The organism is Microlunatus flavus, assembly GCF_900110855.1.
In the GTDB taxonomy this organism is placed as follows: Bacteria; Actinomycetota; Actinomycetes; order Propionibacteriales; family Propionibacteriaceae; genus Microlunatus; species Microlunatus flavus.
Genome location: NZ_FOFA01000005.1, coordinates 216,840 through 238,763, shown reverse-complemented (window position 1 = coordinate 238,763; position 21,924 = coordinate 216,840). Strand labels below are relative to the sequence as shown.

18 protein-coding genes, 1 other RNA gene and 1 pseudogene are annotated in these 21,924 nt (G+C 73.0%); 7 read left to right on the top strand and 13 right to left on the bottom strand.

All coding sequences use genetic code 11. The annotated features are described in order from the left end of the window. Positions 1-2: 2 nt before the first annotated feature. Both BMY04_RS13555 and BMY04_RS13550 read right to left on the bottom strand, forming a co-directional pair. A complete protein-coding gene (locus tag BMY04_RS13555) occupies positions 3-2,507 on the bottom strand; it encodes an AAA family ATPase (protein WP_091181364.1) in 2,505 nt (834 codons plus the stop codon). A 17-nt stretch (positions 2,508-2,524) separates the two neighbouring features. Then, positions 2,525-2,896, bottom strand: a complete 372-nt coding sequence (locus BMY04_RS13550) for an FKBP-type peptidyl-prolyl cis-trans isomerase (RefSeq protein ID WP_091181362.1) — start codon at positions 2,894-2,896, stop codon at positions 2,525-2,527. A 282-nt stretch (positions 2,897-3,178) separates the two neighbouring features. Here BMY04_RS13550 and BMY04_RS13545 point away from each other — a divergent pair, with 282 nt between their 5' ends. Further along, on the top strand, positions 3,179-3,793 hold the full coding sequence (locus tag BMY04_RS13545; RefSeq protein ID WP_091181359.1) for a DUF1707 and DUF4870 domain-containing protein: 615 nt from the start codon (positions 3,179-3,181) through the stop codon (positions 3,791-3,793). Between the two features lie 146 nt (positions 3,794-3,939). After that, positions 3,940-4,306: a transfer-messenger RNA gene (ssrA, locus tag BMY04_RS13540) on the top strand. Between the two features lie 276 nt (positions 4,307-4,582). Here the strand turns inward: ssrA and BMY04_RS23695 are convergent. The 5 genes and pseudogenes from BMY04_RS23695 to BMY04_RS13520 form a co-directional block, all read right to left on the bottom strand. Then, positions 4,583-4,738: pseudogene (locus tag BMY04_RS23695) on the bottom strand (WhiB family transcriptional regulator); the annotation flags it as partial. Next, the gene (locus BMY04_RS22800; protein WP_170854132.1) at positions 4,704-4,850 is read right to left on the bottom strand and encodes a hypothetical protein; all 147 of its coding nucleotides are present in this window, start codon (positions 4,848-4,850) and stop codon (positions 4,704-4,706) included. The pseudogene BMY04_RS23695 and the gene BMY04_RS22800, both read right to left, overlap by 35 nt. Before the next feature lie 442 nt (positions 4,851-5,292). After that, positions 5,293-6,045 carry a GAF and ANTAR domain-containing protein gene (locus tag BMY04_RS13530; protein ID WP_091181357.1) on the bottom strand — a complete coding sequence of 251 codons (753 nt, stop codon included), beginning with the start codon at positions 6,043-6,045 and terminating at the stop codon, positions 5,293-5,295. Between the two features lie 61 nt (positions 6,046-6,106). Further along, a complete protein-coding gene (locus BMY04_RS13525; RefSeq protein ID WP_091181354.1) occupies positions 6,107-6,814 on the bottom strand; it encodes a GAF and ANTAR domain-containing protein in 708 nt (235 codons plus the stop codon). An 88-nt stretch (positions 6,815-6,902) separates the two neighbouring features. Further along, positions 6,903-7,673, bottom strand: a complete 771-nt coding sequence (locus tag BMY04_RS13520; RefSeq protein WP_091181350.1) for a GAF and ANTAR domain-containing protein — start codon at positions 7,671-7,673, stop codon at positions 6,903-6,905. Positions 7,674-8,084: 411 nt separating this feature from the next. Between BMY04_RS13520 and BMY04_RS13515 the strand changes: the two genes are divergently transcribed. After that, the gene (locus BMY04_RS13515; protein WP_198410146.1) at positions 8,085-8,759 is read left to right on the top strand and encodes a GAF and ANTAR domain-containing protein; all 675 of its coding nucleotides are present in this window, start codon (positions 8,085-8,087) and stop codon (positions 8,757-8,759) included. Between the two features lie 711 nt (positions 8,760-9,470). Here BMY04_RS13515 and BMY04_RS13505 read toward each other — a convergent pair. Next, complete coding sequence (locus BMY04_RS13505; protein WP_091181342.1) at positions 9,471-10,430, bottom strand: GAF and ANTAR domain-containing protein; 960 nt, start codon at positions 10,428-10,430, stop codon at positions 9,471-9,473. A 385-nt stretch (positions 10,431-10,815) separates the two neighbouring features. On the opposite strand from BMY04_RS13505, the gene BMY04_RS13500 reads away from it, so the two are divergent. Continuing rightward, positions 10,816-11,958, top strand: coding sequence for a fatty acid desaturase family protein (locus BMY04_RS13500; RefSeq protein ID WP_232506390.1), 1,143 nt, complete (start codon positions 10,816-10,818; stop codon positions 11,956-11,958). Positions 11,959-11,985: 27 nt separating this feature from the next. Here BMY04_RS13500 and BMY04_RS13495 read toward each other — a convergent pair whose 3' ends face one another. Both BMY04_RS13495 and BMY04_RS13490 read right to left on the bottom strand, forming a co-directional pair. Continuing rightward, positions 11,986-12,771, bottom strand: a complete 786-nt coding sequence (locus BMY04_RS13495) for a GAF and ANTAR domain-containing protein (protein WP_091181338.1) — start codon at positions 12,769-12,771, stop codon at positions 11,986-11,988. Positions 12,772-13,221: 450 nt separating this feature from the next. Next, entirely contained in the window at positions 13,222-13,926 is a 705-nt protein-coding gene (locus BMY04_RS13490; protein ID WP_091181334.1) for a TetR/AcrR family transcriptional regulator C-terminal domain-containing protein, read from the bottom strand. Positions 13,927-14,122: 196 nt separating this feature from the next. On the opposite strand from BMY04_RS13490, the gene BMY04_RS13485 reads away from it, so the two are divergent. From BMY04_RS13485 to BMY04_RS13475, 3 genes are all read left to right on the top strand, one after another. Next, on the top strand, positions 14,123-14,416 hold the full coding sequence (locus BMY04_RS13485; RefSeq protein ID WP_091181331.1) for a hypothetical protein: 294 nt from the start codon (positions 14,123-14,125) through the stop codon (positions 14,414-14,416). A 143-nt stretch (positions 14,417-14,559) separates the two neighbouring features. Next, the gene (locus tag BMY04_RS13480; RefSeq protein WP_091181328.1) at positions 14,560-15,636 is read left to right on the top strand and encodes a fatty acid desaturase family protein; all 1,077 of its coding nucleotides are present in this window, start codon (positions 14,560-14,562) and stop codon (positions 15,634-15,636) included. Positions 15,637-16,671: 1,035 nt separating this feature from the next. Beyond that, positions 16,672-18,168 (top strand): leucine-rich repeat domain-containing protein, encoded by a 1,497-nt coding sequence (locus tag BMY04_RS13475; RefSeq protein WP_139209852.1) that lies wholly within the window; start codon positions 16,672-16,674, stop codon positions 18,166-18,168. Between the two features lie 9 nt (positions 18,169-18,177). Here BMY04_RS13475 and BMY04_RS13470 read toward each other — a convergent pair whose 3' ends face one another. The 3 genes from BMY04_RS13470 to BMY04_RS13460 are packed head-to-tail and all read right to left on the bottom strand — an operon-like array spanning position 18,178 to position 21,923. After that, positions 18,178-18,954, bottom strand: a complete 777-nt coding sequence (locus tag BMY04_RS13470) for a hypothetical protein (RefSeq protein ID WP_170854131.1) — start codon at positions 18,952-18,954, stop codon at positions 18,178-18,180. A gap of 15 nt (positions 18,955-18,969) precedes the next feature. Next, complete coding sequence (locus BMY04_RS13465) at positions 18,970-21,009, bottom strand: alpha-galactosidase (protein ID WP_091181322.1); 2,040 nt, start codon at positions 21,007-21,009, stop codon at positions 18,970-18,972. Positions 21,010-21,041: 32 nt separating this feature from the next. After that, positions 21,042-21,923: a carbohydrate ABC transporter permease gene (locus BMY04_RS13460; RefSeq protein ID WP_170854130.1), complete on the bottom strand. Its 882-nt coding sequence runs from the start codon at positions 21,921-21,923 to the stop codon at positions 21,042-21,044. Between the last annotated feature and the right edge of the window lies 1 nt (position 21,924).

Sequence of the window (21,924 nt, the reverse complement as noted above, 5' to 3'; positions counted from 1 at the left end):
GCTCAGCGCGTCGGCGTGAGCCGGCGCGCGAGGTGCGTACCGGTCGGCCCCAGCGCCCGGGCCGCGACGTCGGCCGGCCGGCCGGAGTCGACCACGCGCCCGCCCGCGTCGCCCCCGCCCGGCCCGAGGTCCACGAGCCAGTCGGCGGCCAGCGCGACCGCCGCGTCGTGCTCGACGACGACGACGGTGCTCCCGCCGCCGACCAGGCCCTGCAGCAGGCGCAGGAGCCGCTCGACGTCGGCGGGGTGCAGCCCCGTCGTGGGCTCGTCGAGGAGGTAGAGCGTCCCGGCGAGCCGTGAGCGCTGCAGCTCGGTCGCGAGCTTGATGCGCTGCGCCTCGCCACCCGACAGCTCCGTCGCGGGCTGGCCGAGCCGGAGGTAGCCGAGACCGACGTCGCGCAGCGCCGTGAGCCCGCGGACCGCGGACGGGATGTCGGCCAGCGCGGTGACCGCCTCCTCGACGTCGAGGTCGAGCACGTCGGCGATGCTGCGCCCGTCGCGGGTCACCTCGAGGGTCTCCGCCGCGTAGCGCGACCCGTGGCAGGTGGGGCAGGGCGAGTAGGACCCCGGCAGGAAGAGCATCCGCACGGCCACGAAGCCCTCGCCCTTGCAGGTCGGGCACCGTCCGGCCGCCACGTTGAAGGAGAAGCGGCTCGCGCTCCAGCGCCGCCGCCGGGCTTCGGGCGTGCGCGCGTAGGCCGAGCGCACCGCGTCGAACAGCCCGGTGTACGTGGCGAGGTTCGAGCGCGGCGTCCGGCCGATGGGCCGCTGGTCGACGACGACCAGGCGGGTGACCGCCTCGAGGCCCTCGACCGCGCGGGCGCCGGCGCGGGACTGTTCGTCCGGCGCGGGCGCGTCCTCGGTGCCCGGCCCCGCCTCGTCGTCCGGGTCGGCGTCCTCCCCGGTCTCGACGACTTCGTCCGGCAGGTCGGCGGGCACGCCGAGGTGGTCGCGCACCAGGTCCGCCAGCACTCCGAGCAGGCTCGACTTGCCGGCGCCGGACACCCCGGTGACCACCGTGAGGGTGCCGAGGGGGAGCGTGACGTCCACCGCGTCCAGGTTGTTGGTGACCACCCCGCCCAGCCGCAGGTGCGCGGTGGGCGTCCGCGGCGCGTCCGGGACGGACGGACGGTGCGCCGGGTCGAGGTAGCGGCGCGTCTTCGACTCGGGGACGTCGGCGAGTCCGGCCACGGGGCCGCTGTGCAGCACCCGGCCCCCGGCGCTCCCGGCGCCCGGGCCGACGTCGACGAGCCAGTCGGCCCCCCGGACCAGGTCGAGGTCGTGCTCGACGAGGAGCACGGTGTTGCCGGCGTCGCGTAGCCCGACCAGCACCTCCGCCAGCGCGGCGGTGTCGGCCGGGTGCAGGCCGGCGGACGGTTCGTCGAGCACGTAGACGACGCCGAACAGCCCCGAGCGCAGCTGCGTGGCCAGCCGGAGCCGCTGCACCTCGCCGGAGGACAGCGTCGGCAGGGCGCGGTCGAGCGCCAGGTAGCCCAGCCCCAGGTCGACCACGAGGGCGCTGCGGCCCAGCAGCTCGCCCAGCAGCAGGCCCGCCGCGCTGTCGGGGTCGTGCCCCGCCGCGGCGTCGCGCAGCAGCGGGACGAGCCGGTCCAGGGGGAGCGCCGTGAGGTCGGCGATGTCGTGGCCGGCGAAGGTGACGGCGAGCGCCTCCGGCCGCAACCGCCGCCCGCCGCACACCGGGCAGGGGCTGGCGTCCAGGTAGGCGCGCAGCCGGCGCCGGATGGGCGCCGAGCGCGTCGTGGCGAACGTCTCCAGGACGTACGCGCGGACGCCGGTCCACCGGCCCTGGTAGGGACGCTGGATGCGTCCGGCCTCGCGCTCGGAGTGCACGGTGACGACGGGCTGCTCGTCGGTGAAGAGGATCCAGTCACGGTCGCCCTGCGGCAGGTCGCGCCACGGGCGGTCGATGTCGTGACCGAGCGTGGCGAGGATGTCGCGGAAGTTCTTGCCGAGCCAGGCGCCGGGCCAGGCGGCGACCGCACCCTGGCGGATGCTCAGCGACGGGTCCGGGACGACGGAGGACTCGCTGACCGCGTACACCTGCCCGACGCCGTGGCAGCGGGGGCAGGCACCCGCCGGGGTGTTGGCGGAGAAGGAGTCGGAGTCGAGCCGCTCCGCGCCGTCGGGGTAGGTGCCGACGCGGGAGAACAGCATGCGCAGCGTGTTCGACAGCGTGGTCAGCGTGCCGACCGAGGAGCGGGAGCCGCCGACACCGCGCTGCTGCTGCAGGGCCACGGCCGGCGGCAGCCCGTTCACGGAGTCGACGCGCGGCACCCCGGCCTGCTGGATCAGGCGCCGCGCGTACGGGGCGACCGACTCCAGGTAGCGGCGCTGCGACTCCGCGAAGATCGTGGCGAAGGCCAGCGACGACTTGCCGGACCCCGAGATCCCCGTGAAGGCGACCAGCGCGTCGCGCGGCAGGTCGACGTCAACATCGCGGAGGTTGTGCTCGCGGGCGCCCCGGACCTCGATGCGGTCCGGGGGCACCCGGTCCTGCGGTGGGGTCAGCGGACGTCGACCAGCTCGACGACGAAGATCAGCGTCTCGCCCGGGGCGATGACGCCGCCCGCGCCGCGGTCCCCGTACGCCAGGTGCGGCGGGATGACGAGCCGGCGGCGGCCGCCGACCTTCATGCCGGCCACGCCCTCGTCCCAGCCGCGGATGACGCGGCCGGCACCGAGCGGGAAGTCGAGCGGGGCGCCCCGGTTGTAGGACGCGTCGAACTCCTCGCCCGTGCTGTAGGCCACGCCCACGTAGTGCACCTTGACGGTGTCGCCGGGGCCGGCCTCCGTGCCGTCACCGACGGTGAGGTCGGTGACCTGCAGCTCGGTGGGCGGGGGACCGTCGGGTGCGTCGACCTCGGGCTTCTCAGACATGGTTCCAACCTATCCCGGCGCCGAGCACCCGCCCTGAGCCTGCCCGGCGAACGCTCCCCGAGCCTGTCGAAGGGCCTCGAAGAGGTCGGCACGAACGCCCTCGAGAAGCGCGAGCGCCAACCCCTCCGGGGCCCTTCGACAAGCTCAGGGAGCGCTCTCCTGGTTGGGCTCAGGGAGCGCTCTCCTGGTTGGGCTCAGGGCGCGCTCTCATCCGCAGGTCGGGGTCGGACCGGGGTCGCTCCTGATGGCGGCGAGGCCCTGCTGAGAGCCATCCTGAACGGCATGAGCGCGCAGCCGTTTGAGTACCCGCACCCCAGCCTGCAGATGTCCGTGACCCCCGAGCAGCGTGACCGGGCGGTGTCCTGGCTGCAGCAGGCGTACGCCGAGGACCGCATCGGCGAGAGCGAGCTCGACTGGCGCCTCGGCCAGGTCCTCGAGGCGAACAACCGGAGGGAGCTCAACCAGGCCTTCTACGGGATCGTGTCGGTGCCGCTGACCTCGCAGGCCGTCGGGCTGCACCCGGCCTACCAGCCGCTGGTCCGCCCGGAGGTGCGCCAGCAGGCCGGCCGCGGTGCCGCGGGCTTCGCGCACTTCTCGGTCTTCGCCCTCTGGCTGCTCGGCCCGCTGCTGGTCTTCGGCCTCTCGCAGCCCGGCTCGTACGCCCGGCGCGAGGCGGCGAAGGCGTTCAACTTCCAGCTGCTGTCGTTCTTCCTGGTGATCGCCGGGGGGATCGCCTCCGCGATCTTCCCCGGCGACGGGTTCGACCCCGTCCTCGGCTTCATGGCGCTCGGCTGGTTCATCCTGACCATCGTCGGCGGCGCCAAGGCCCTGCAGGGCGAGGAGTGGCGCAACCCGGTGACCCGGGTGCTCAAGCTGCAGGTGCTGTCCGAGAAGTAGGGGCACGCCGCAGGCCGTGGATGCCTGACCGGCCGGGAATGTTCTCGGCCGGTCCGCGTTACCCTTGGCAGAATCCTCCGCCCCACGGGTAGGATGGCTCCTTGCTCCCGAAGCCGTCCGCGGCCGAGGGGGTGGACAACTCAACAGGGGGTGATCGGTTTCGACTTGGGTCGGTAGTCCCAGGAGAAGCGGGCCGAGAATCCAAGGTCAACTCGTTAATGTCCCTTGGAAACCAACAAGTGCCAACTCTAAGCGCACTGACTTCGCTCTCGCTGTCTAAACAGTGATCGAAGGGTCAGACCGAGGCTGTCCTCGCCCCGGAACCTGGCCTCATCTAGAGGACTTGCTGGCCGCACCGTGTCTCAGGGTGCGTCCGGGACTTTTCTGAGACTGGGTCTGTCTGCGACGTGCTGGCGCGAGCGCAGGGACCGAGAAGACGACTAGCCAGCTGCGCCCGGAGAAGACCTGGTTCGCTGTCCAAGGACGCGGGTTCGATTCCCGCCACCTCCACCCACCCCACCCTCCCCACCCCTGAGGTCGTCGCGAGCTGTCGACGGCGACCTGACAGAGATGAGAGCCCTCACGGCCGTTGGTCGTGGGGGCTCGTTCCTGCCTGCCGGAGCCTCGTCCGGCCGCTCCCGGCACCGAGATCGAGGTGTGTCCCTCGACGGGTTCCTCGTGCTGGACGCCGCTGGTCCACCATCCGCACCGCCCGCACCTACGCCGACGTCGTGCTGACGTGCACCGTGCCGGTCGGCGCCGTCTGCGAGCCGGCCGTAGCGACGTGCGTTCTCCCGCGTCGAGCCCGCCGAAGACCCCGTGGGCGGCTCCGCTGCGCAGGACCCACTCCAGGCAGGAGGTGCGCACCGCGCACCCGCCGCCGATGCGCTTCGCCTCAGCGACCCACCCGTCAGAGCACCTCCGTGGGCGAGGCGGTCGCGGCATCGCGGTCCAGCCGGTAACGCTGCGCCGCCGATGCGACGAAGACGCGCTGCATGAGGTCGTCCTCGGCGGGCTCCGGCTCGAACAACCACCAGCGCTCCCTGGTGATCTGCATCGGCGGCGAGCACGCGACGTCAGGGTGACCGCCTCGCGGCAGTCGTCGGGCTGCTTCGGACGCTTCGTGGTCCCGGACGGCAGGCCGGATCCCGGGAGCGGACGGACCGACGGGTAGGACGTCAGAGAGGTGGGGCACAGGGGCTCCGTCACGACGGGCGCTGGGTTGGTCGTGAGCGCTCGATCGGCAGGACGCGGCTCGGATGGCGGCGCCTCGATCCCCACTTCGGCCGACTGGCAGCACACATCACGTCACCCCCGCGGGGGTGACGACGGGTGCGCGACGGAACGAACAGCGGGTCGACACGGTCGGGCTCGACCGTCGCGGGAGCGTCGAGGCCCTGACCACGAGGTCGAGGGGCTGACCACGAGGTCGAGGGGACAGCGGACGACGCTCGCCCGAGCAGCTGATTACCGACGGGCCGTGCAGCCGACCCGACCGCTCACACGGCGGCGGTCAGCCTGACGATGGCCTCGACGATCAGGGGCCGTGCCGCCGGCTCCGACATGAGCCGGCGCGCCACCTCGGACGCGTGCGTGTCGTGCTCGCGGGCGTAGCGACGGAGCAGGGCGAAGGCCTCGGTGACGGTCACGTCGAGGCGCTCGCGGAGGAAGCCCTTGGCCTGCTCGACCACCACGTGGCTGGCCAGTGCGGCCCGCAGTCGCGGCAGGACGGTCTCCGGGGTGGGTGGGTGTCCCTGCACGATGGCGACGCTGGCGACGTGCGCGAGGCTGCGGGCGACCAGGAGGTCGGACTCGTTGAGCGCCCCGGGTCGGGTGCCGAAGAGGCCCAGGGCTCCGAGCGCGCTGCCGGCCGCCGTCATGGGCACGGCGTGCACCGACGCGAATCCGGCCTCGCGAGCGGCGGGGACGAACCGCGGCCAGCGTCCGCCCACGACGGAGAGGTCGGCGATCGACACGGGCTGCGCGGTCGCGTAGCAGTCCAGGCAGGGTCCCTCGTCGGCCTGCAGCTGCAGCAGCTCGATCTCCTCGGTGCGGTCGGAGGTGGCGGCCATCAGGTGCAGCCCGCCACGCGCGTCGGCCAGCAGCAGCCCGGCCGAGGACACATCGAGCAGGTTCGCGCACTGCTCGGTGAGGTCGGTGAGCAGCTCGACGACGTCGAAGTCCTGCAGCAGGTTGTCGACCAGGGTGACCACGGCGCCGAGCACGCGTGCTTCACGAGCATCGTCGGCCATCAGGAAGTCCCTTCGGGGCGGAGGTGGGGCCGGCCGGGGGCCAGACGCGGGGTGCGTGCAGTCATCCGGCACCGAGCCGGAGCCGGCGGTCGAGGACGTCCCGCGCGACCGCGGTCACGGAGCGGTTGGTGGCGTACGCGTGCGCCCGCAGCCGGACGAGCGCCTGGGCGGGGTCGACGTCGAGCTGGGCCACGAGCATGCCGGTGGCCTGGCTCACCTCGTCGCGGGTGATCTTGTCGAGCTCCGTCCACGCGGGCGTCCCCGGTTCGAGCGGGTCCTGCTCGGTCGCGGCGATCAGGTCCAGCAGCGGCATCTCCGCCAGCTCGGCCGCCACCAGCGCGCCCGAGAGGTCCTGGCCGTCCAGCGCCACCACCTGGCGGCGGAAGAGGTCGAGCGCCCCGACGTACTCCCCGGCGATGAGCACCGGGATCGCGAACACGCCGGCGATGCCCTGGTCGAGGAGCGCGGGCCCGTACGCGGGCCACCGGCCGGCGACCACCTCGGCGCCGAGGTCCAGCGCGAGCACCGGCGCACGGGTCGCCACCGACTCGAGGCAGGGGCCCTCCCCGAAGGTGAACTGCAGCTCGTCGAACAACCGCGCCTCGTCGCTGCTACCGCCCAGGGTGGCCGAGTTGACGCCGTCGAAGACGAGGGAGATCGCGGCTGCGTCGACCGACAGCAGGGCGACGCACGCCTCGCACAGCCGATCAGCCGCATCCGCCCCGCGTCCGCCGTCCAGCGCCTGGACGAGGGAGGCCTCGATCGACATCACGCGCCGGCCACGCGCGGGGCGCGGACCGCCAGGCGGCGGGCACCATGTCGGATCACCGGCGACCCAGGAGTGCTCGCCCGCACGCTCATCTCTCGGCCTGCTGCCCCAGCCCGAGCTCGGGGAGGCGGCCGCTGCTGACGAGCTCGTCGGCGACCTCCCGGAGAGGCCGGTGGGTCGACTGGCTGACCCGGGTCAGGACGCCGAATGCCTGGTCCGCGTCGAGGCGGTAGCGCTCCATCAGCATCCCCTTCGCCTGACCGATCAGGTCCCGGCTGGCCAGGGCGCGAGTCAGGCCGGAGATCTTCTTGGCGTCCGCGTACGCGACCGCCGCGTGGCTGGCGAAGAGCAGACCGACCTGCTCCGACTCGTCGTCGAAACCGTTCGCGCGGCTGTTGTACAGGTTCAGCGAGCCGAGGTTGTCGTCCTGGACGTAGAGCTGGAACGACAACATGCTGCCCGCCCCCGCGTCGTGGGCCCGCTTCGCGAACAGGGGCCAGCGTGGCTCATGGAGCATGTCGGGCACCCGGACGGTCTGCTCCCGGTAGATCGCGTCCAGGCAGGGTCCCTCTCCGACCGTGTTCTGGATGGCGTCGACCTCGGCCGGGAGGTCGCTCGACGGGTGCTCCGACCGGACCTCTCGCCGTGCGTAGACCATGCTCAGCGAGGCGTGCTCCACACCGGGGATGATCGCAACAGCCGCGGTGACCAGCTCGTCGAGCATCCTGCTCGGGTCGTCCTCGGCCTCGAGCTGCCGAGCGAGCCCGCCCAGGCGGTCGGCGAGCACGTTGGTGATCGCAGTCCCGTGGTCCTCTGCAGACGGCTCGCCCTGGGGGCTGGAGTGGTGGGCGTCGGTCATCGTCGTGCCGCCTTCCCGGGCTGCGCGCGACCTGCGGGGCGGTGCCGTCCAGGAGGTGAGGCTGCAGTCCCGCCGTCATTGGTGCGCGAACGACCGGACGAGCCGCTGTTTGACCCGTGGCGCCCATCATGCCATCCCTTGGCCGGAAGGATGCGCCCGGACCGGCGCACGTCGGTGTGAGGGACTCGAGGAGGACCGTCTGGAGTTCTGCGCACGGTCGCGGGGCTCCCGCACGAGTGGCGGGCTGTTGCCGGCACCGGCGATCTTCCGCGACGATCACCTCGGATGCAGCACAGGGGGACACAACGAGATGCCGGAGACCGGATGACAGACCAGGCGGATCGTGACGCTGCCGGCGGGTCCTCGGCGGAGAGACCGCGCGTCAGGAGCCGCGCGCGCGTCGCCGAGGAGATGAGCAGCCTGGCTCGACTGCTCGAGACGAAGGACGACACCGACACGATGCTCGACGAGGTCGTGGCCGCCGCGGTCCGTCTCGTGCCGGGCACCCAGGACGGCTCGATCAGCATGGTCACCGGCCGCAGCCGCGTGACCTCACGGCACGCGTCGAGCGTCCTGCCCGAGGTGGTCGACGAGATCCAGAGCGAGACCGGGCAGGGCCCGTGCCTCGACGCCGTGTTCGACCAGCAGACGGTCCGGGTGGACGACATGAGCACGGAGCAGCGTTGGCCGCGGTTCGCCCGTCGCGCTCACGCGGCGGGTGCGAGGAGCATGCTGTCGCTCCAGCTCTACGTCGAGGGCGACAACCTCGGCGCGCTGAATCTCTACAGCCGTGAGGCCGACGCGTTCGACGACGAGTCGGAGGAGGTCGGGCTGCTGTTCGCCTCGCACGCGGCCGTGGCCTTCTCCGGTGCGCAGAAGGTCGACAACCTGCACCGGGCGGTGTGGACCCGGGACCTGATCGGCCAGGCCAAGGGGATGCTCATGCTGCGCTACGACCTCGACAGCCAGGGGGCCTTCCGGCTGCTGGTCCAGGTGAGCCAGCACAGCGGACGCAAGCTCCACGACGTGGCTGAGGAACTCGTCACCACGCGGAAGTTCGACGCCTTCGAGCAGCCCGTGGAGTGACGCACCCGGTGCTCGGCGACGGCTGCCGGCGCCCCTGCCCCCGTGGTGGCTCGCCGTGCTGCGCTGTTGAACCCGTCGAGCCACCGCGACACGAGTGCTGGGCCCCGCGACGCCACCCCTCGTCGGGGCTGACGATGTTTCGACCGACGTCGCCGGGGTGGATGCGGCTGAGCGCCGACGGACCCGCGCGAGATGCGACCCCGGGAGTTCGCGGACCGCTCAGAGCGGCCGAGGGTGCGCGCCCGATCGGCTCCAGGGTCGTCCGCCCGGCAGCCCGTACCTCGGCGGCGGGGAGCGCCCCCAGGACCAGCGACCGGATCGCCGCCGGAGGGAGTCCTCCAGGTCCAGGTGGAGGACGGCGAGGGCGGGATCGAATCGCGTACGTCGTGACGGGTGCCAACACCGGACTGGGCTTCGAGACGGCCAGGGTGCTCGCTCAGCACGGTGCGTCCGTCGTGCTGGCCGTCCGAGATGTCACGAGGGTGAGGCCGCCGCGGCCCGAGCAGGGGGCACGTCACCGTGCAGGAGCTGGACCTGACGTCGCTGGAGTCGGTGCGCGCAGTGCGACGGTCCCGGCGGGAGGGGCGAGGCGCGGGGGTAACCCGGGGTCGTCAGGTCCAGCCCGCTGTCCTACGAACTGGCCATCCAGCAGCGGCTGTGGGCGGTCTCCGAGGACCTCACGGGCGTCCGTTTCCCCGTCTGACTGCCAGGTCAGAGGCGGTGCGCGGGTTCGGTGGCAGCCTCACCGGGCTCGGGCCCGTCTCCTGCCGCGTCGGGCGAGCCCGAGGCGACGGCCCCGGCTGCGTCTGGACCGGGTGCGGCGTCGCCGGGGTCGGCGGCGGCGTCGGCCTCGGCAGCGGTGTCGTCAGGGTCGCCGGCTTCCGCGGCGCGGTCGAGCGCCAGCTCGTCCTCGAGCTCCCTGAGCGCGGCGAGCCCTCCGGTGGTGGCGAGCTCGCGGGCGACGTCATGGAGCTTGCGGTGGGTGCTCTGGCTGACGCGACGCAGGACCGCGAAGGCTCGCTCCTCGTCGAGCCCGTAGCGGTCCATGAGCCGGCCCTTGGCCTGCCCGATGAGGTCGCGGCCGGCGACCGCTCGCCGGAGGTTGTCGACGCTGCGGGCGTGGGCGAGCGCGATGGCGGCGTGCCCGGCGAGCAGCACGCCGATCCGCTCGGACTCGTCGTCGAAGGCGGCGGGCCGCGGGCTGACGAGGTTCAGCACGCCCAGGACGGTCGTCCCGGTCCGGAGCGGGAGGGACAGCGTGCTGACGACCCCGAGCAGGCGTGCCTGCGGCGCGAAGGTCGCCCAGCGCTGCTCCTGGCCCATGTCGGGGACGCGTACGGGCCGCGCCTGGGCGACCGCGTCGAGGCCCGGACCTTCGCGCAGCTCCAGCTGGTAGGCGTCGACCTGGTCGACCGTCGGGCTGCTTGCGTGCTGCGAGGCGAGCGTGCGGCGCTCCACGAGCATGATCGACGTGGCCTGCGCTCCCGGCACCAGCCGCAGCGCCGCCGCGACGAGCTCGTCGAGCAGCGCGCGCGTGCCGGTCGCGGTGTGCATCACCTCCGCCAGGTCGGCGAGGGCCGCGGCAAGGCGGGTGCTGTCGGTGGACGGTGCGCTGTCGGTGGAGGGGGTGCTGTCGTCGTCGCTGACGAGGGACAGGAGCGAGGGGGACATGCGGCCTGCCCTGTGGGCGTTGCCCGGATGATCTGGTGGGAGCGTCCTGTGCGCTGCGGCCCGGGGTCGAGCGGCGGAGCACGTTCCAGACCGGCTGCTTGGTGCAGCAGGACCAGGCTAGTGGTTCGTCGGCGATCGTGCGAGACCGGTACCAATGCGCCCCTCGCGCCGGACCAGCGCTTGCGCGGGCCCCACCGTGACGCGAATGCGACGGGACCGCTCCTGAGCACCCCGAGCGACCTGTCTCGCGCGGATAGGCTGGTGGCGCTGCCCGAGCAGCCACTCAGGACCGGGACCGCCGTGACACCCGTCGCCGTGCGTCCTGCCCGCGCCTCGCGGACAACCTGAGCCCCGTCCTGGGAAGACCGCCGAACAGGCCTCCCTCTTGACCTCCCTCGTCACCCGGACCATCCCTTCTCCCGTCTCCCGGACGCTGCCCGGACCCGCGTCCGCGCCACCGGCGCCGGCCACGGCTGCGCGGTCGCCGCGCGAGGCCGGCAGCTCGTTCACCGCCCTCACCCGGCAGGTGGCCGAGCTGGGTCTCATGCGTCGCCGCTACGGCTACTACTGGGCCAAGCTCGTCGGCGCCGTCGTCGTGCTCGGCGCCTGGGTCGCCGGCTTCGTGCGGCTCGGCGACTCGTGGTGGCAGCTGGCCAACGCCGCCGTGCTGGCCGTCGTGCTCACCCAGATCGCGTTCCTGGGCCACGACGCCGCGCACCGGCAGATCTTCCGGTCGGGCCGGTGGAACGACGGGGCCAGCCTCGTCCTCGCCAACCTCTTCGTCGGGATCAGCTACGGCTGGTGGCGGAGCAAGCACACCCGGCACCACTCCGGTCCCAACAAGGAGGGCGTCGATCCCGACATCGAGATCGCCGCCGTCGCGATGACGCCGGCCATGGCGACCCGGCGCGACACCCCCGTGTTCCGGTGGCTGGTGGCGCACCAGGGCTGGTACTTCTTCCCGCTCCTGCTGCTCGAGGGGCTGTCGCTCCACGTCGAGGCGGTCAAGCGCGTCGCCGGTCGCGGCAAGGTCGAGCGACGTGCCCTCGAGACGACCCTGCTGACCCTGCGCCTCGGTGGGCTGCTCGCCCTCGTCCTGGCCGTGCTGCCGCCCGAGAAGGCCCTCGTGTTCGTCGTGGTGCAGATCGGGGTGTTCGGGCTCTACATGGGCTCGGCGTTCGCGCCGAACCACATCGGCATGCCGCTGGTCTCGTCGCGCCTGAAGCTCGACTTCCTGCGTCGGCAGGTGCTGATGAGCCGCAACATCAGCGGAGGGCCGCTGATGAGCGTCTTCATGGGCGGGCTCAACTACCAGGTGGAGCACCACCTGTTCCCCTCCGTCGCGCGTCCGCACCTGCGCACCATCGCTCCGCTGGTACGGGCGCACTGCGCAGCCGAGGGGGTGCCGTACACCCAGACCACGCTCTGGGAGTCCTACCGCAGCGTCGTCGGCTACCTCAACACGGTGGGTCTCAAGGGCAAGGACCCCTTCCTCTGCCCGCTGGTCGCGCAGCGTCGCGCGACCTGACGGCCGAGACGTCCGGGTCCCCGGGGGTCAGCCGAGGGGTCGGTCGTGGGGCCGGCTGCGGGCGCGGCGAGCGGCTTCGTCGACCAGGCTTCGGGCGACCTGGACGAGCTTCACGTGCTCGTGCTGGCTCAGCCGGGTGAGCCGCGACCGGGCCTCGCCCTCCTCGACTCCGGAACGGCTCATCACGATCCCCACCGCCCGCTCGATCACCATCCGCTCGTCGAGGGCGTGCTGCAGGCGCTCGGCCAGTCGTCGGGCGTCCTCGAGCACCCGGGCGTTCTGCACCGCCACGGCGGCCGGCACGGCGAACATCTCACCCAGCCCCGCGGCCCGCTCGTCGAACGCGTGCTTCGCGTACGCGTAGACGTTCATCGCTCCGACCACCTCGTCGGGCGTGACCAGCGGCAGCGAGAGCGCGCTGTGCACGCCCAGCCGGGCGACCCCGCCGCCGAAGCGGGGCCAGCGGGGGTCGCCCCCGAGCGAGCCGGAGACCACCGTGAGCCCGTCCCGGGCGGCGGTGATGCACGGGCCCTCGCCCAGCCCGTACTGGATCGCGTCGACCTCGCCGACGAAGTCCGCGGTCTGCACGATGGTGTCGGACCGGTGCTGCTCGATCAGCGTCAGGCCGGCACCGTCCGCGCCGGGGATGGCCTGCACCGCGTAGCGGGCGACGCGGGTCAGCACCTCCGTCAGCGGCAACCGTGCGGACGACAGCACGGACAGGCCCCGGAGGCTCGCCCCGAGGTCGTCGTCCTCCGCCTCACGCTGCTCCGCGCTGCGCAGGGCCTCGTCCGGCTGCTCTTCTGACGCCACCTGCCCGCCCCTCACCGGTCGTGGACGCCGACCCTAGCGCGCGTGCAGCAGTCGTGACCAAGCCCGTACGTCGCGCCAGCACGCCAGCGGAGCGGTGCGGTGAGCGTCCTCGCGATCGGCACCCCCGACGATCGGTCGCGCGGACCATAATGACGGAAGGCCCCCTCCGCGCTACGTCCGCGGAGGGGGCCGTCACCGTGCAGCCTGCGCGCTGTGGTTTCAACGGCGCGGACCTGGAGCAGCACGGTGGTGCACCCCGCGGCTGCTCGTGCCCCTGTCCTACCCGCGGCCGAGGTGGCGAAGCACGTCGAGGACGACGTGGGAGGTGTCGCGCGACACTCGGCGCCCTCGGGTGCCGGCTCGCGGCCGCGGGGCCGGCGGGTGCGGCAGAGCCACGCGGAGCCGAGGTGGGCCGTCGGCGGGCCATCGATGGGCCGTCGTGGCCGGTGGTCAGCCGCGGTCGGTGACGGCCACGAGCTGGGACTCAAGGCCTGCGAACAGGACGGCGAGCCCCTGGTCGAGCTCGGCGGCCCCGTCGTAGGTGGCGAGCTCGGTGGCGAGGCTGCGCAGCAGCGGGAACTCGCGGGGAGGCAGGCGGTGCAGCCCGAGACGCAGCAGGTCGATGGTCTCCTCGGGGTCGGCGACGAGCTCCTGCAGCTCGGTGAGCAGGTGGCCGTGGAGGAAGCCGATGTAGAGCCGGTACACCTTCAGCGCCAGGGCGGGGGCGAAGCCGGCGTCGGTGAGCACCGCGAGCAGGCGTTCGAGCGGGCGGAGCGTGCCCAGCGGGCGGAGCCCGAGCGGGGTGGCCAGGGGGCGGGTCACGATCAGCCCGAGAACGTGGGGGTGCGCCAGCGCGAGCCGGCGGAAGTCGTGGGCCGTGCGGGCCAGCTGGGTCTGCCAGTCCTGCCCGCCGTCGGGGATGTCGAGCTCGTCGAGGACGAGCTCGACGATGCCGTCGAGGAGGGCGGCCTTGTCGGGGGCGTGCCGGTAGAGGGTCATGGCGTCCCGGCCGAGCTCCTGGCCCAGGCGGCGTCGCGTGAGCGCGTCCAGCCCCTCGTCGTCGACCAGTCGGAGGGCGGCGGCCAGCACGCGCTGCCGGGTGAGGGGGACCCGCTCGGAGGTCGCGTCGCCGGGCGGCGAGGTGGGGCTGTTCATCAGTGGTGCCGTTCTGCTGGGAGGGGGCGCGTCCGAGGGGTCGACGAGGCGCGCCCGAGTTGGACATGGGTCATGCTACGTGTAGTCTCTCAATCGTAGGTCTACAACGTAGAAGTCGTACGTAGAGACCGGGCGAAGATGTCGGGAACCGGCACCGCCACATGCGACACCGGTCGCACAAGCAGAGAGACTTCCTATGAGCGCCACCACGGCCAGCTACAACGACGTCGACCGCACCGACGGTCAGCCCCGCCGTCGCCTGTCCACCGAGACGAAGGCCTCGACCAAGACCACCGAGCTGTTCGTCTTCGTCGCAATGGTCCTCGCGGTGATCGTCACGGCGAACTTCTACGACGGCGAGGCCGGCAGCGCGGGTGGCGACCCGTTCGGGGCCACCACCGCCATGCGCTACGTCGTCTACCTCACCGTCGCCTACCTGGTCTCCCGCGGGCTGGCCAAGTCCGGCAGCCACGAGAACTACTCCGCCTGAGCGTCGCCCGCCCCGTGGCGCCCCCTGACGGGCGCCACGGGGCAGGAGCTCGGCTCCCACCCCCCCCGCGCAGGCTGCGCGTCCCTCCCTGCTCGCCGTGGGGACCTTCCCGGGTCGGTCACCCGGACCACGAACGGATCCTCATGAGCCTCACCCTCCCGTCGCCGACCCGGCCGAGACGGTCGGCCGCCGCCACCACCCAGACCTACACCGCGCTCGCCCAGGCCAGCCGCACACTCGGGCTGCAGGACCGGACGCGCTGGTTCTACGCCCTGGTCCTCGCCGCGCTCGTGCTCGCGCTCGCCGGCGCGACGACGGGTCTCGTCCTGCTGGACGACTCCTGGCTCCAGCTGCTGGTGGCCGGAGCGCTCGGGGTGGTCTTCACCCAGCTCGCCTTCCTCGGCCACGAGGCCTCGCACCGCCAGGTCCTCGCCTCCGGCCCAGCCAACGACCGCGCCGGCTGGTGGCTGGCCGTGGTCGGCGTCGGCATCAGCTACTCGTGGTGGATGGACAAGCACACCCGCCACCACGGCAACCCGAACAAGCTCGGCAAGGACCCGGACCTGGCGATCGACACCTTCTCCTTCGTGGAGGAGGACGCCGCGACCCGTCGCGGCCCGATGGCATGGTTCACCCGCCACCAGGGCGTGTTCTTCTTCCCGCTGCTGCTCGGCGAGGGTGTCAACCTGCACGTCCGCTCGACGCAGAGCCTGTGGACCAACCGCCACCTGCCGGGCCGCAAGCTCGAGCTCGTCGCGCTCGCCGCCCGGTTCGCGGTCTACCTGACCCTGCTGTTCTGGCTCCTGCCGCTCGGCCTGGGCTTCGCGTTCCTCGGGGTGCAGCTGGCCGTGTTCGGCTTCTACATGGGTGCCTCGTTCGCCCCGAACCACATCGGCATGGCCGTCGTCCCGCGCGACGTCAAGCTCGACTTCCTGTCCAAGCAGGTCGCGACCTCGCGCAACGTCTCCGGCGGGTGGTGGGCCACCGTCCTCATGGGTGGGCTCAACTACCAGATCGAGCACCACCTCTTCCCGAGCATGCCGCGGCCCCATCTGGCCGCCGCCCGGCGCCTCGTGCGCGAGCACTGCCGGGCGAACGACGTCGCCTACACCGAGACGAACCTGCTCAGCGCGTGGGCCATCGTGGCCCGCCATCTCAACCAGGTCGGCCTTGCTGCCCCGGACGCGTTCCGCTGCCCGATGGTCGCCCAGCTGCGCTGAGCCGGCTCGACGCCGAGCCCGGGCGGCGGCCGGCTGCCGGCGGTCCTCGAGGAGGCCGTGGCGCTGGGCCCATAGCGCCGCCGAGGTCCGGTCGCAGACGTCCAGGCGGCCGCCAGCGCATCGGTGACCTCGGGCCGCCCTTCCTCCCTGCTCGTGGCCCGTGGCCTGGCGAAGTCCGGCAGCCGCAAGAACTACAGCGCCTGACCCCCGGCCGGTCGACCGACTGCGCGGTCCCCCACCGGGGGCGGCGCAGTCTGCGTCTCGGCGCGCGACGGGGCAGTCCGGTCAGCCGTCCGGCGTCGACCACGACCATGAGAGTGGCTGGTTCTTCCTCTTTCTCGCCCTTCGGAGACGGACGACAGCGCACCGCCGAGCTCTTCATTCGCGACGTGACCATCTGGGGTCGAGAGATGCGAGCGGCGCAGACCACGGGCCGCTCACCTCTTTCTCCGCGAGCACGCCGTTGAAGGAAGGCGAGCGGTGCGGTCGTCCGTCGTCCGTCGTCCGTCGCACGGCACCCGTACGCCGCCGAACCAACGGCACGGTGCGCCACAGCGACGCCCCTGGGCGATGTCGAGATCCGGCGATCGTTCGTGTCCCTGGGGGTGGTGTAGGTCCCCGGCTTGACTGTCGCGCCTTCCGGGGCGACGAGGGCGGCCATCGTGCACCGGTCAGTGAGACCGGACCAGGGAACTCACAGAAGGACACGATGCCGATGGCCCTGGACGATGCTGCCGTGCTCGAGGTGCTCGAGGCGATGAAGACCGCCGGGGTCGACGAGCGGGGGGGGCGAGAGCCGGGGATGGGGTGCTGATTTCGGCGGCCATGGGTGCGGGCACTGGTGCGGCTTCGCGGGATGTGTGCGCTGACAAGGGTTTCCTGTTTGTACGAGCACCCCACCCCTGCACGTCGGCCGTCGCGAGCTCCTCGCGGCGGCCTTCTGTCCTGGGCGACGCTTATTTGACCCTCGGCGAAAAATTAGGGCGTTTCGCGTAACGCCAGACGCGCCAGGCTCGCCGCCGTAAAATTTGACGGGTGCCGAGAAGATCCCCCGCTTCCCGTCGCCAGCAGCAGACCGTCCTCGTCCGACACGCTCGTCGTGGCCTGACCGCCCTGCTCCTGGCCTGCGGGCTGTCCGCCCTCTCCGTCGCCACGGCCACTGCGGCCGACGACGTGTCGTTCACCGACGCCGGCTTCCGCCGCTGCGTGGCCGGCACGCTCGGGCAGCGTTCCGACGTCCCCGTGACGCGCGCGCAGGCGGAGACCGTCACCTCGCTGCTGTGCGACTTCGTCCCGGTGGGTGGGCTCGGCGGTGCCCAGGCCCTGACGAACCTGAGCTCGCTGGACCTCTCCGGCTCGAGCGGTGTCGACGACCTCGCGCCGGTGGCGGGCCTGACCGGCCTGCGCGACCTCTCCGTGCCGGGCGCCCACATCGGCGACCTGGCGCCGCTGGAGGGCCTGACCGGCCTCACGAACCTGGACGTGTCCGACAACCCGGTCGCCGACCTGGCGCCGCTCGCGTCGCTGACGAACCTGCGCTCGCTCCGCGTCGGCGGCGGCACCTGGACCTCCCTCGAGCCGCTGCGCCCGCTGACCGCGCTGCGCCGGCTCGACGTGCGGCAGGACGGGCCCGTCGACGTCTCGGCCGTGGCCGCGCTGACGCAGCTGCAGCAGCTGACCCTCGGCACGCCGGACGTCCGCGACCTGTCCGCGCTGCGCGGCCTGACCGGGCTGACCCGTCTCGACGTCCAGGCCGCCGCGACCGACGTCTCCGCGCTCGCGCCCCTCGCGCAGCTGGAGTCGCTCTCGCTGAACGTCGCCGGCGGCGACGGCGCCGTGCTCGCCGGCAAGCCCGCGCTCACCGAGCTCAGCGTGTTCGGCGTACGCCTCTCGTCGCTCGACGCGCTCGCCTCCTCCACGGACCTCAGCTCGCTGGTCGTCAGCACCGCGGGGCTCAAGGACGTGGCCGGCGTGAGCGGGCTGCAGCAGCTGGGCAGCGTCGTGCTGAGCGGTGTCGACGGCGCAGACCTCAGCCCGCTCGGCCGCCTGCCCGGGCTGTCGTACCTGTCGGTGCAGGACAGCCGCGTCACCTCGCTCGCGGGCTTCGGCTCCTTCCCGGCGCTGCAGACGCTGCAGCTGAGCAACGACCAGATCAGCAGCCTGCGCGGGTTCACGGCGCCGCCGTCGCTGAGCTCCCTCGACGTCTCCGCCAACCGGCTCTCCGACCTCCGTGCGCTGCCGTGCAGCCTCCTGGTCAACGCCCTGGGCCAGACCGTCACCAAGCCGGCCGCCCAGAAGGGCCGCCCGTACGACCTCAAGCTGGCGTCGGTCATCGGGCAGACCGTCGGGCTGGGGACCGACCCGGGCTGGACGAGCAAGGGCACGGCGGTCACCTACACGCGGACGGGCGACTTCTCGGTGCCGTTCGCGTCCGACGGGCCCCCGGAGTGCGGCGGCGTGCAGTTCGGTGGCACGGTGCGCCAGAAGGCCACGACCGTGGGCCGCGTCATGCGGGCGCCGACCGACCGCTGACGCGGCGGGTCAGAGGGCGGTGACGGTGATCGTCCAGGCGGCCCTGCCGCGGGCGTCGAGACGGGCCGCGCCGGGACCGGTCTGGTCGACCGTCCGCCCGAGCGTGGGTTCGAGCCCGATCGAGCGGTACGGCCCGGTCGCGGGCCAACCGCGGAGGTTGCGCCACAGCACGAGCGAGCACAGCCCGGCCCGGCCGGGCGCCTCCCACCGGAACCGCAGCGCCTCGGCGCCGTCGGTCACCGTGGCCTCCTCGACCCCGGGCAGGACCGCGCAGACCGCCGTCCCGTCGTCCGGGCCGAGCCGGTCGAGCCCGGAGGGCCAGGTCCGGACGGGGTCGTCGACGTCGAGGACGACCATCGTGCCCGCGCCGGGGACCTCGAGGCGGGCCTCGGGACCGACGTCCAGCAGCGCGTGCACGGCGTGGACGAAGGGGGCCCCGGGCTCGCCCTCGACCGTGTAGCCGAGCACGACCGAGCCGTCGGTGTCGTTGCCGACGCGGACCGTGCGCCGCAGCCGCGCGCCCGCGACCGTCACGGTCGCGTCGTCGGGGCTCCCCGACCAGGGGCGCGACCAGACGTCGCCGTGGTCGGGCGTCCCGCGCAGGGTGGGGAAGCACTCCTCGACGCCGCCCGCGTCGACGAAGGCGTCGCCGGGCCGCACGTGAGGCCGAGCGCCCTGAACGGTGCGGTCCGGGTTGGTCCACAGCCACTCCCGCTCCCGTGTCCGCAGCGAGGTCCAGCGGCCGCCGTGGGCGAGGTCGACGTCCAGGACCAGAGGTCGGGTCACGAGCGCACCACCGCGTCAGACCCGGTCGAGGACGACGACGTCGGCGTCCGGGGCGAGGTCGAAGCCCACGTCCAGACCTGCCGCCCACGCGGCACCGCGGCGGACCTCATCGGTGCCTCGGCGTCGGTAGGAGGCGTCGGGCGCGAGCGTCCGCGGCCGCAGGGTGCTCGTCGTGCGGCCCGTACGCCCGGCCACGAGCAGCACCGTCTGGTCGGGGGTGCCGTGCTCGACCACGGACAGGGGGTCGCGCGGGTGCCCGTGGAGCTCGACGCAGCCGGTGTGGATCGTCGCCCGCAGGTCGCGGTAGAGGGCGACGAGCTCGGCGGCCCGGGCGCGCTGCGCCTCGTCCCAGGCCAGCAGGTCGGCCCCGATGCCGAGGACGCCGCTCATGGCCACCACGAACCGCAGCTCCAGGCTCGCGGGCTCGAGGTCGAGCCGGCTCGGCTCGTCGGTGACCCACGAGCTCATGACGTGCGGCCCGTACGCGGTCAGGAAGCCGTGCTGGATCGCCAGCCGGTCGCGTGCGCCGGTCTCGTCGCTCGGCCAGACGACATCGGTCAGCCCGAGGACGGCGAGGTCGACCCGGCCGCCGCCGCCCGCGCAGGCCTCGACGGTCACGTGCGGGAACTCCTCCCGCAGCATGCGCAGCACCGCGTGGTAGGCCAGCGTGTGCTGCACCGCCCACTGCCGCCCGTACGGGTCCCCGGGCCGGCCGCCGTCGGTGACGGGACGGTTCATGTCCCACTTGAGGTAGGTGATCGGGTGCGCCGACAGCAGGTCACGCAGCCAGCCGAGCGTCCAGGTCAGCACCTCGGGGCGGCCGAGGTCGAGGACCAGCTGGTGGCGCTTCGTCACCAGCGGCCGGTCGCCGGCCCGGTAGACCCAGTCCGGGTGGGCGCGGTAGAGGTCGCTGTCGGGGTTCACGGCCTCCGGCTCGACCCAGATCCCGAAGCGCATCCCGTGGGCCAGCACGGCGTCGGTCAGCGGGCCCAGCCCGTCCGGGAACTTCACCGGGTCGGGCGTCCAGTCGCCCAGCCCCGCCCGGTCGCTGTCCCGGCCCCATAACCACCCGTCGTCGACGACGAAGACCTCGACGCCGAGCCCCGCGGCGACGTCGGCGAGCGCGCGCTGGTGGTCCACGTCGACGGCGAACGTGGTGGCGTACCAGGAGTTGTAGACCACGGGTCGGTGCGCGGGGGAGATGTCGCGGCACAGGACGTGGCGCTCGAAGTCGTGCCAGCGCCGCCGGACCCCGTCGGCCCCGTCGGGCGCGAAGACGGCCAGCGTCTGCGGCGTCACGAAGCGTTCGCCCGGTCCGAGGGTGACCACGCCAGCCTGGTCGTCCACGCCGCCGAGGACGCGGACCCGCGTCGCGAAGGGTGGGGCGTCGATCGCCAGCCGCCACGACCCGCTCCAGGCGAGCGCCACCCCGTACGCCGGCCCGCCCGGGTCGGCGAGGGACGACACCCGCACCGCGGGCGCGTGGGCGTGGGAGGTGATGCCCTGCCGGCTGCCGAGGCTGAGCTCGCCCGCGGTCAGGTCGACGGAACCCTCGGTGAACTCGCGCGACCAGTCGCCGTACAGGTGCGCGACGTGGGCGCCGGGCCCGACGGGCAGCTCCCACCCCGGCCCGAACGCGCGCGGCAGGGTGAGCGGCTGATCACCGGTGTTGGTGTACGACGCGTGCTTGATCACGACGTCGTGCGCGGTCGACGTCATGATCACCAGCTCGACGGCAAGATCACCGGTGGTGTCCCGGCCGCGGGCGGTCAGTGTCGTCGACGGGCCGTCCGTCACGCAGACGACGTCCTCGGCGTCCCACTCCACGCGCGCCCCGACGAGGGCGTCGCCGTGGTCGACGAGCAGGTCGAACGACCCGGCCTGCCGGGTGCCGAGCACGGCGAGCTCGAGCGGCTCGCGGTCGACGGGCAGCACGAAGGTGTTGACGGTCACCGGCGCCCACGTCCGCGGCTCGCCGTCGGTCCAGTCGAGCAGCACGGGGCCGGCCCCGTCGGGCGCGAGGCCGACCGCGTACGTGCTCGTCGCCGTCCGCATCAGCCAGCGGTCTCCTTCGTCGGGTCCGCCGCTCACTTGCTCGCGCCGACCAGCAGGCCGGAGACGAAGTGGCGCTGGAAGGCGAAGAACACGATCGTCGTGGGGACGGCGGCGATGAGGGAGCCGGCGGCGACGACGTTCCACGAGGTCGTGTAGCCGCCCTGCAGGTTGAGCAGCGCCGCGGTGATCGGGAACTTCGTGTCGGTGCGGAGCACGGTCAGCGCCCAGAGCAGGTCGTTGAACACCCAGGTGCTCTCGAGCGCCGCCAGGGCGGCCAGCGCCGGGCGGCACAGCGGCAGCACCATCACCGCGTACGTGCGCAGCTCGCCCGCGCCGTCGATCTTCGCGGCCTCGAAGACCTCGGCCGGCAGCGAGCGCATGAAGCCGTAGAGCACGAAGGTGAAGAAGCCGAGGCCGAAGCCGACCTGCACGGCGACGAGGGCGAAGAGCCGGTCGTAGATGCCGAGCATCTCGCAGATCTTCGAGACGGGGATCAGCAGGATCTGCGGCGGCAGCAGGTTGCCCGCGAGCATCGCGAGCAGGATCGCCCGGCCGAAGGGGATCTTGTAGCGGCTCAGGGCGAAGGCCGACAGCGAGGCGAGGAACAGCACCAGCACCACCGTCGCCGCGGTGACGACGAGGCTGTTCCGCAGCGCGCCGCCGATGCTGCCGCCCGTCCACGCGGTGCCGAACGCCTCGAGGGTGAACGACGACGGCAGCGAGCCCAGGCCGTTGGTCGCGATGTCGTCGAAGCTGCGCAGCGCCACGACGATGACGAAGAGCAGCGGCAGGACCCACAGGAACGCCACCGGCCCCATCACCGCGTGGAACACCCAGCGGTGCTTGGCGCGGCGCCGGGCCGGGGCCGGTGCCGGGGCGTCGACGGCGCGGGGGAGCGCGGGTGCGACGGCCATG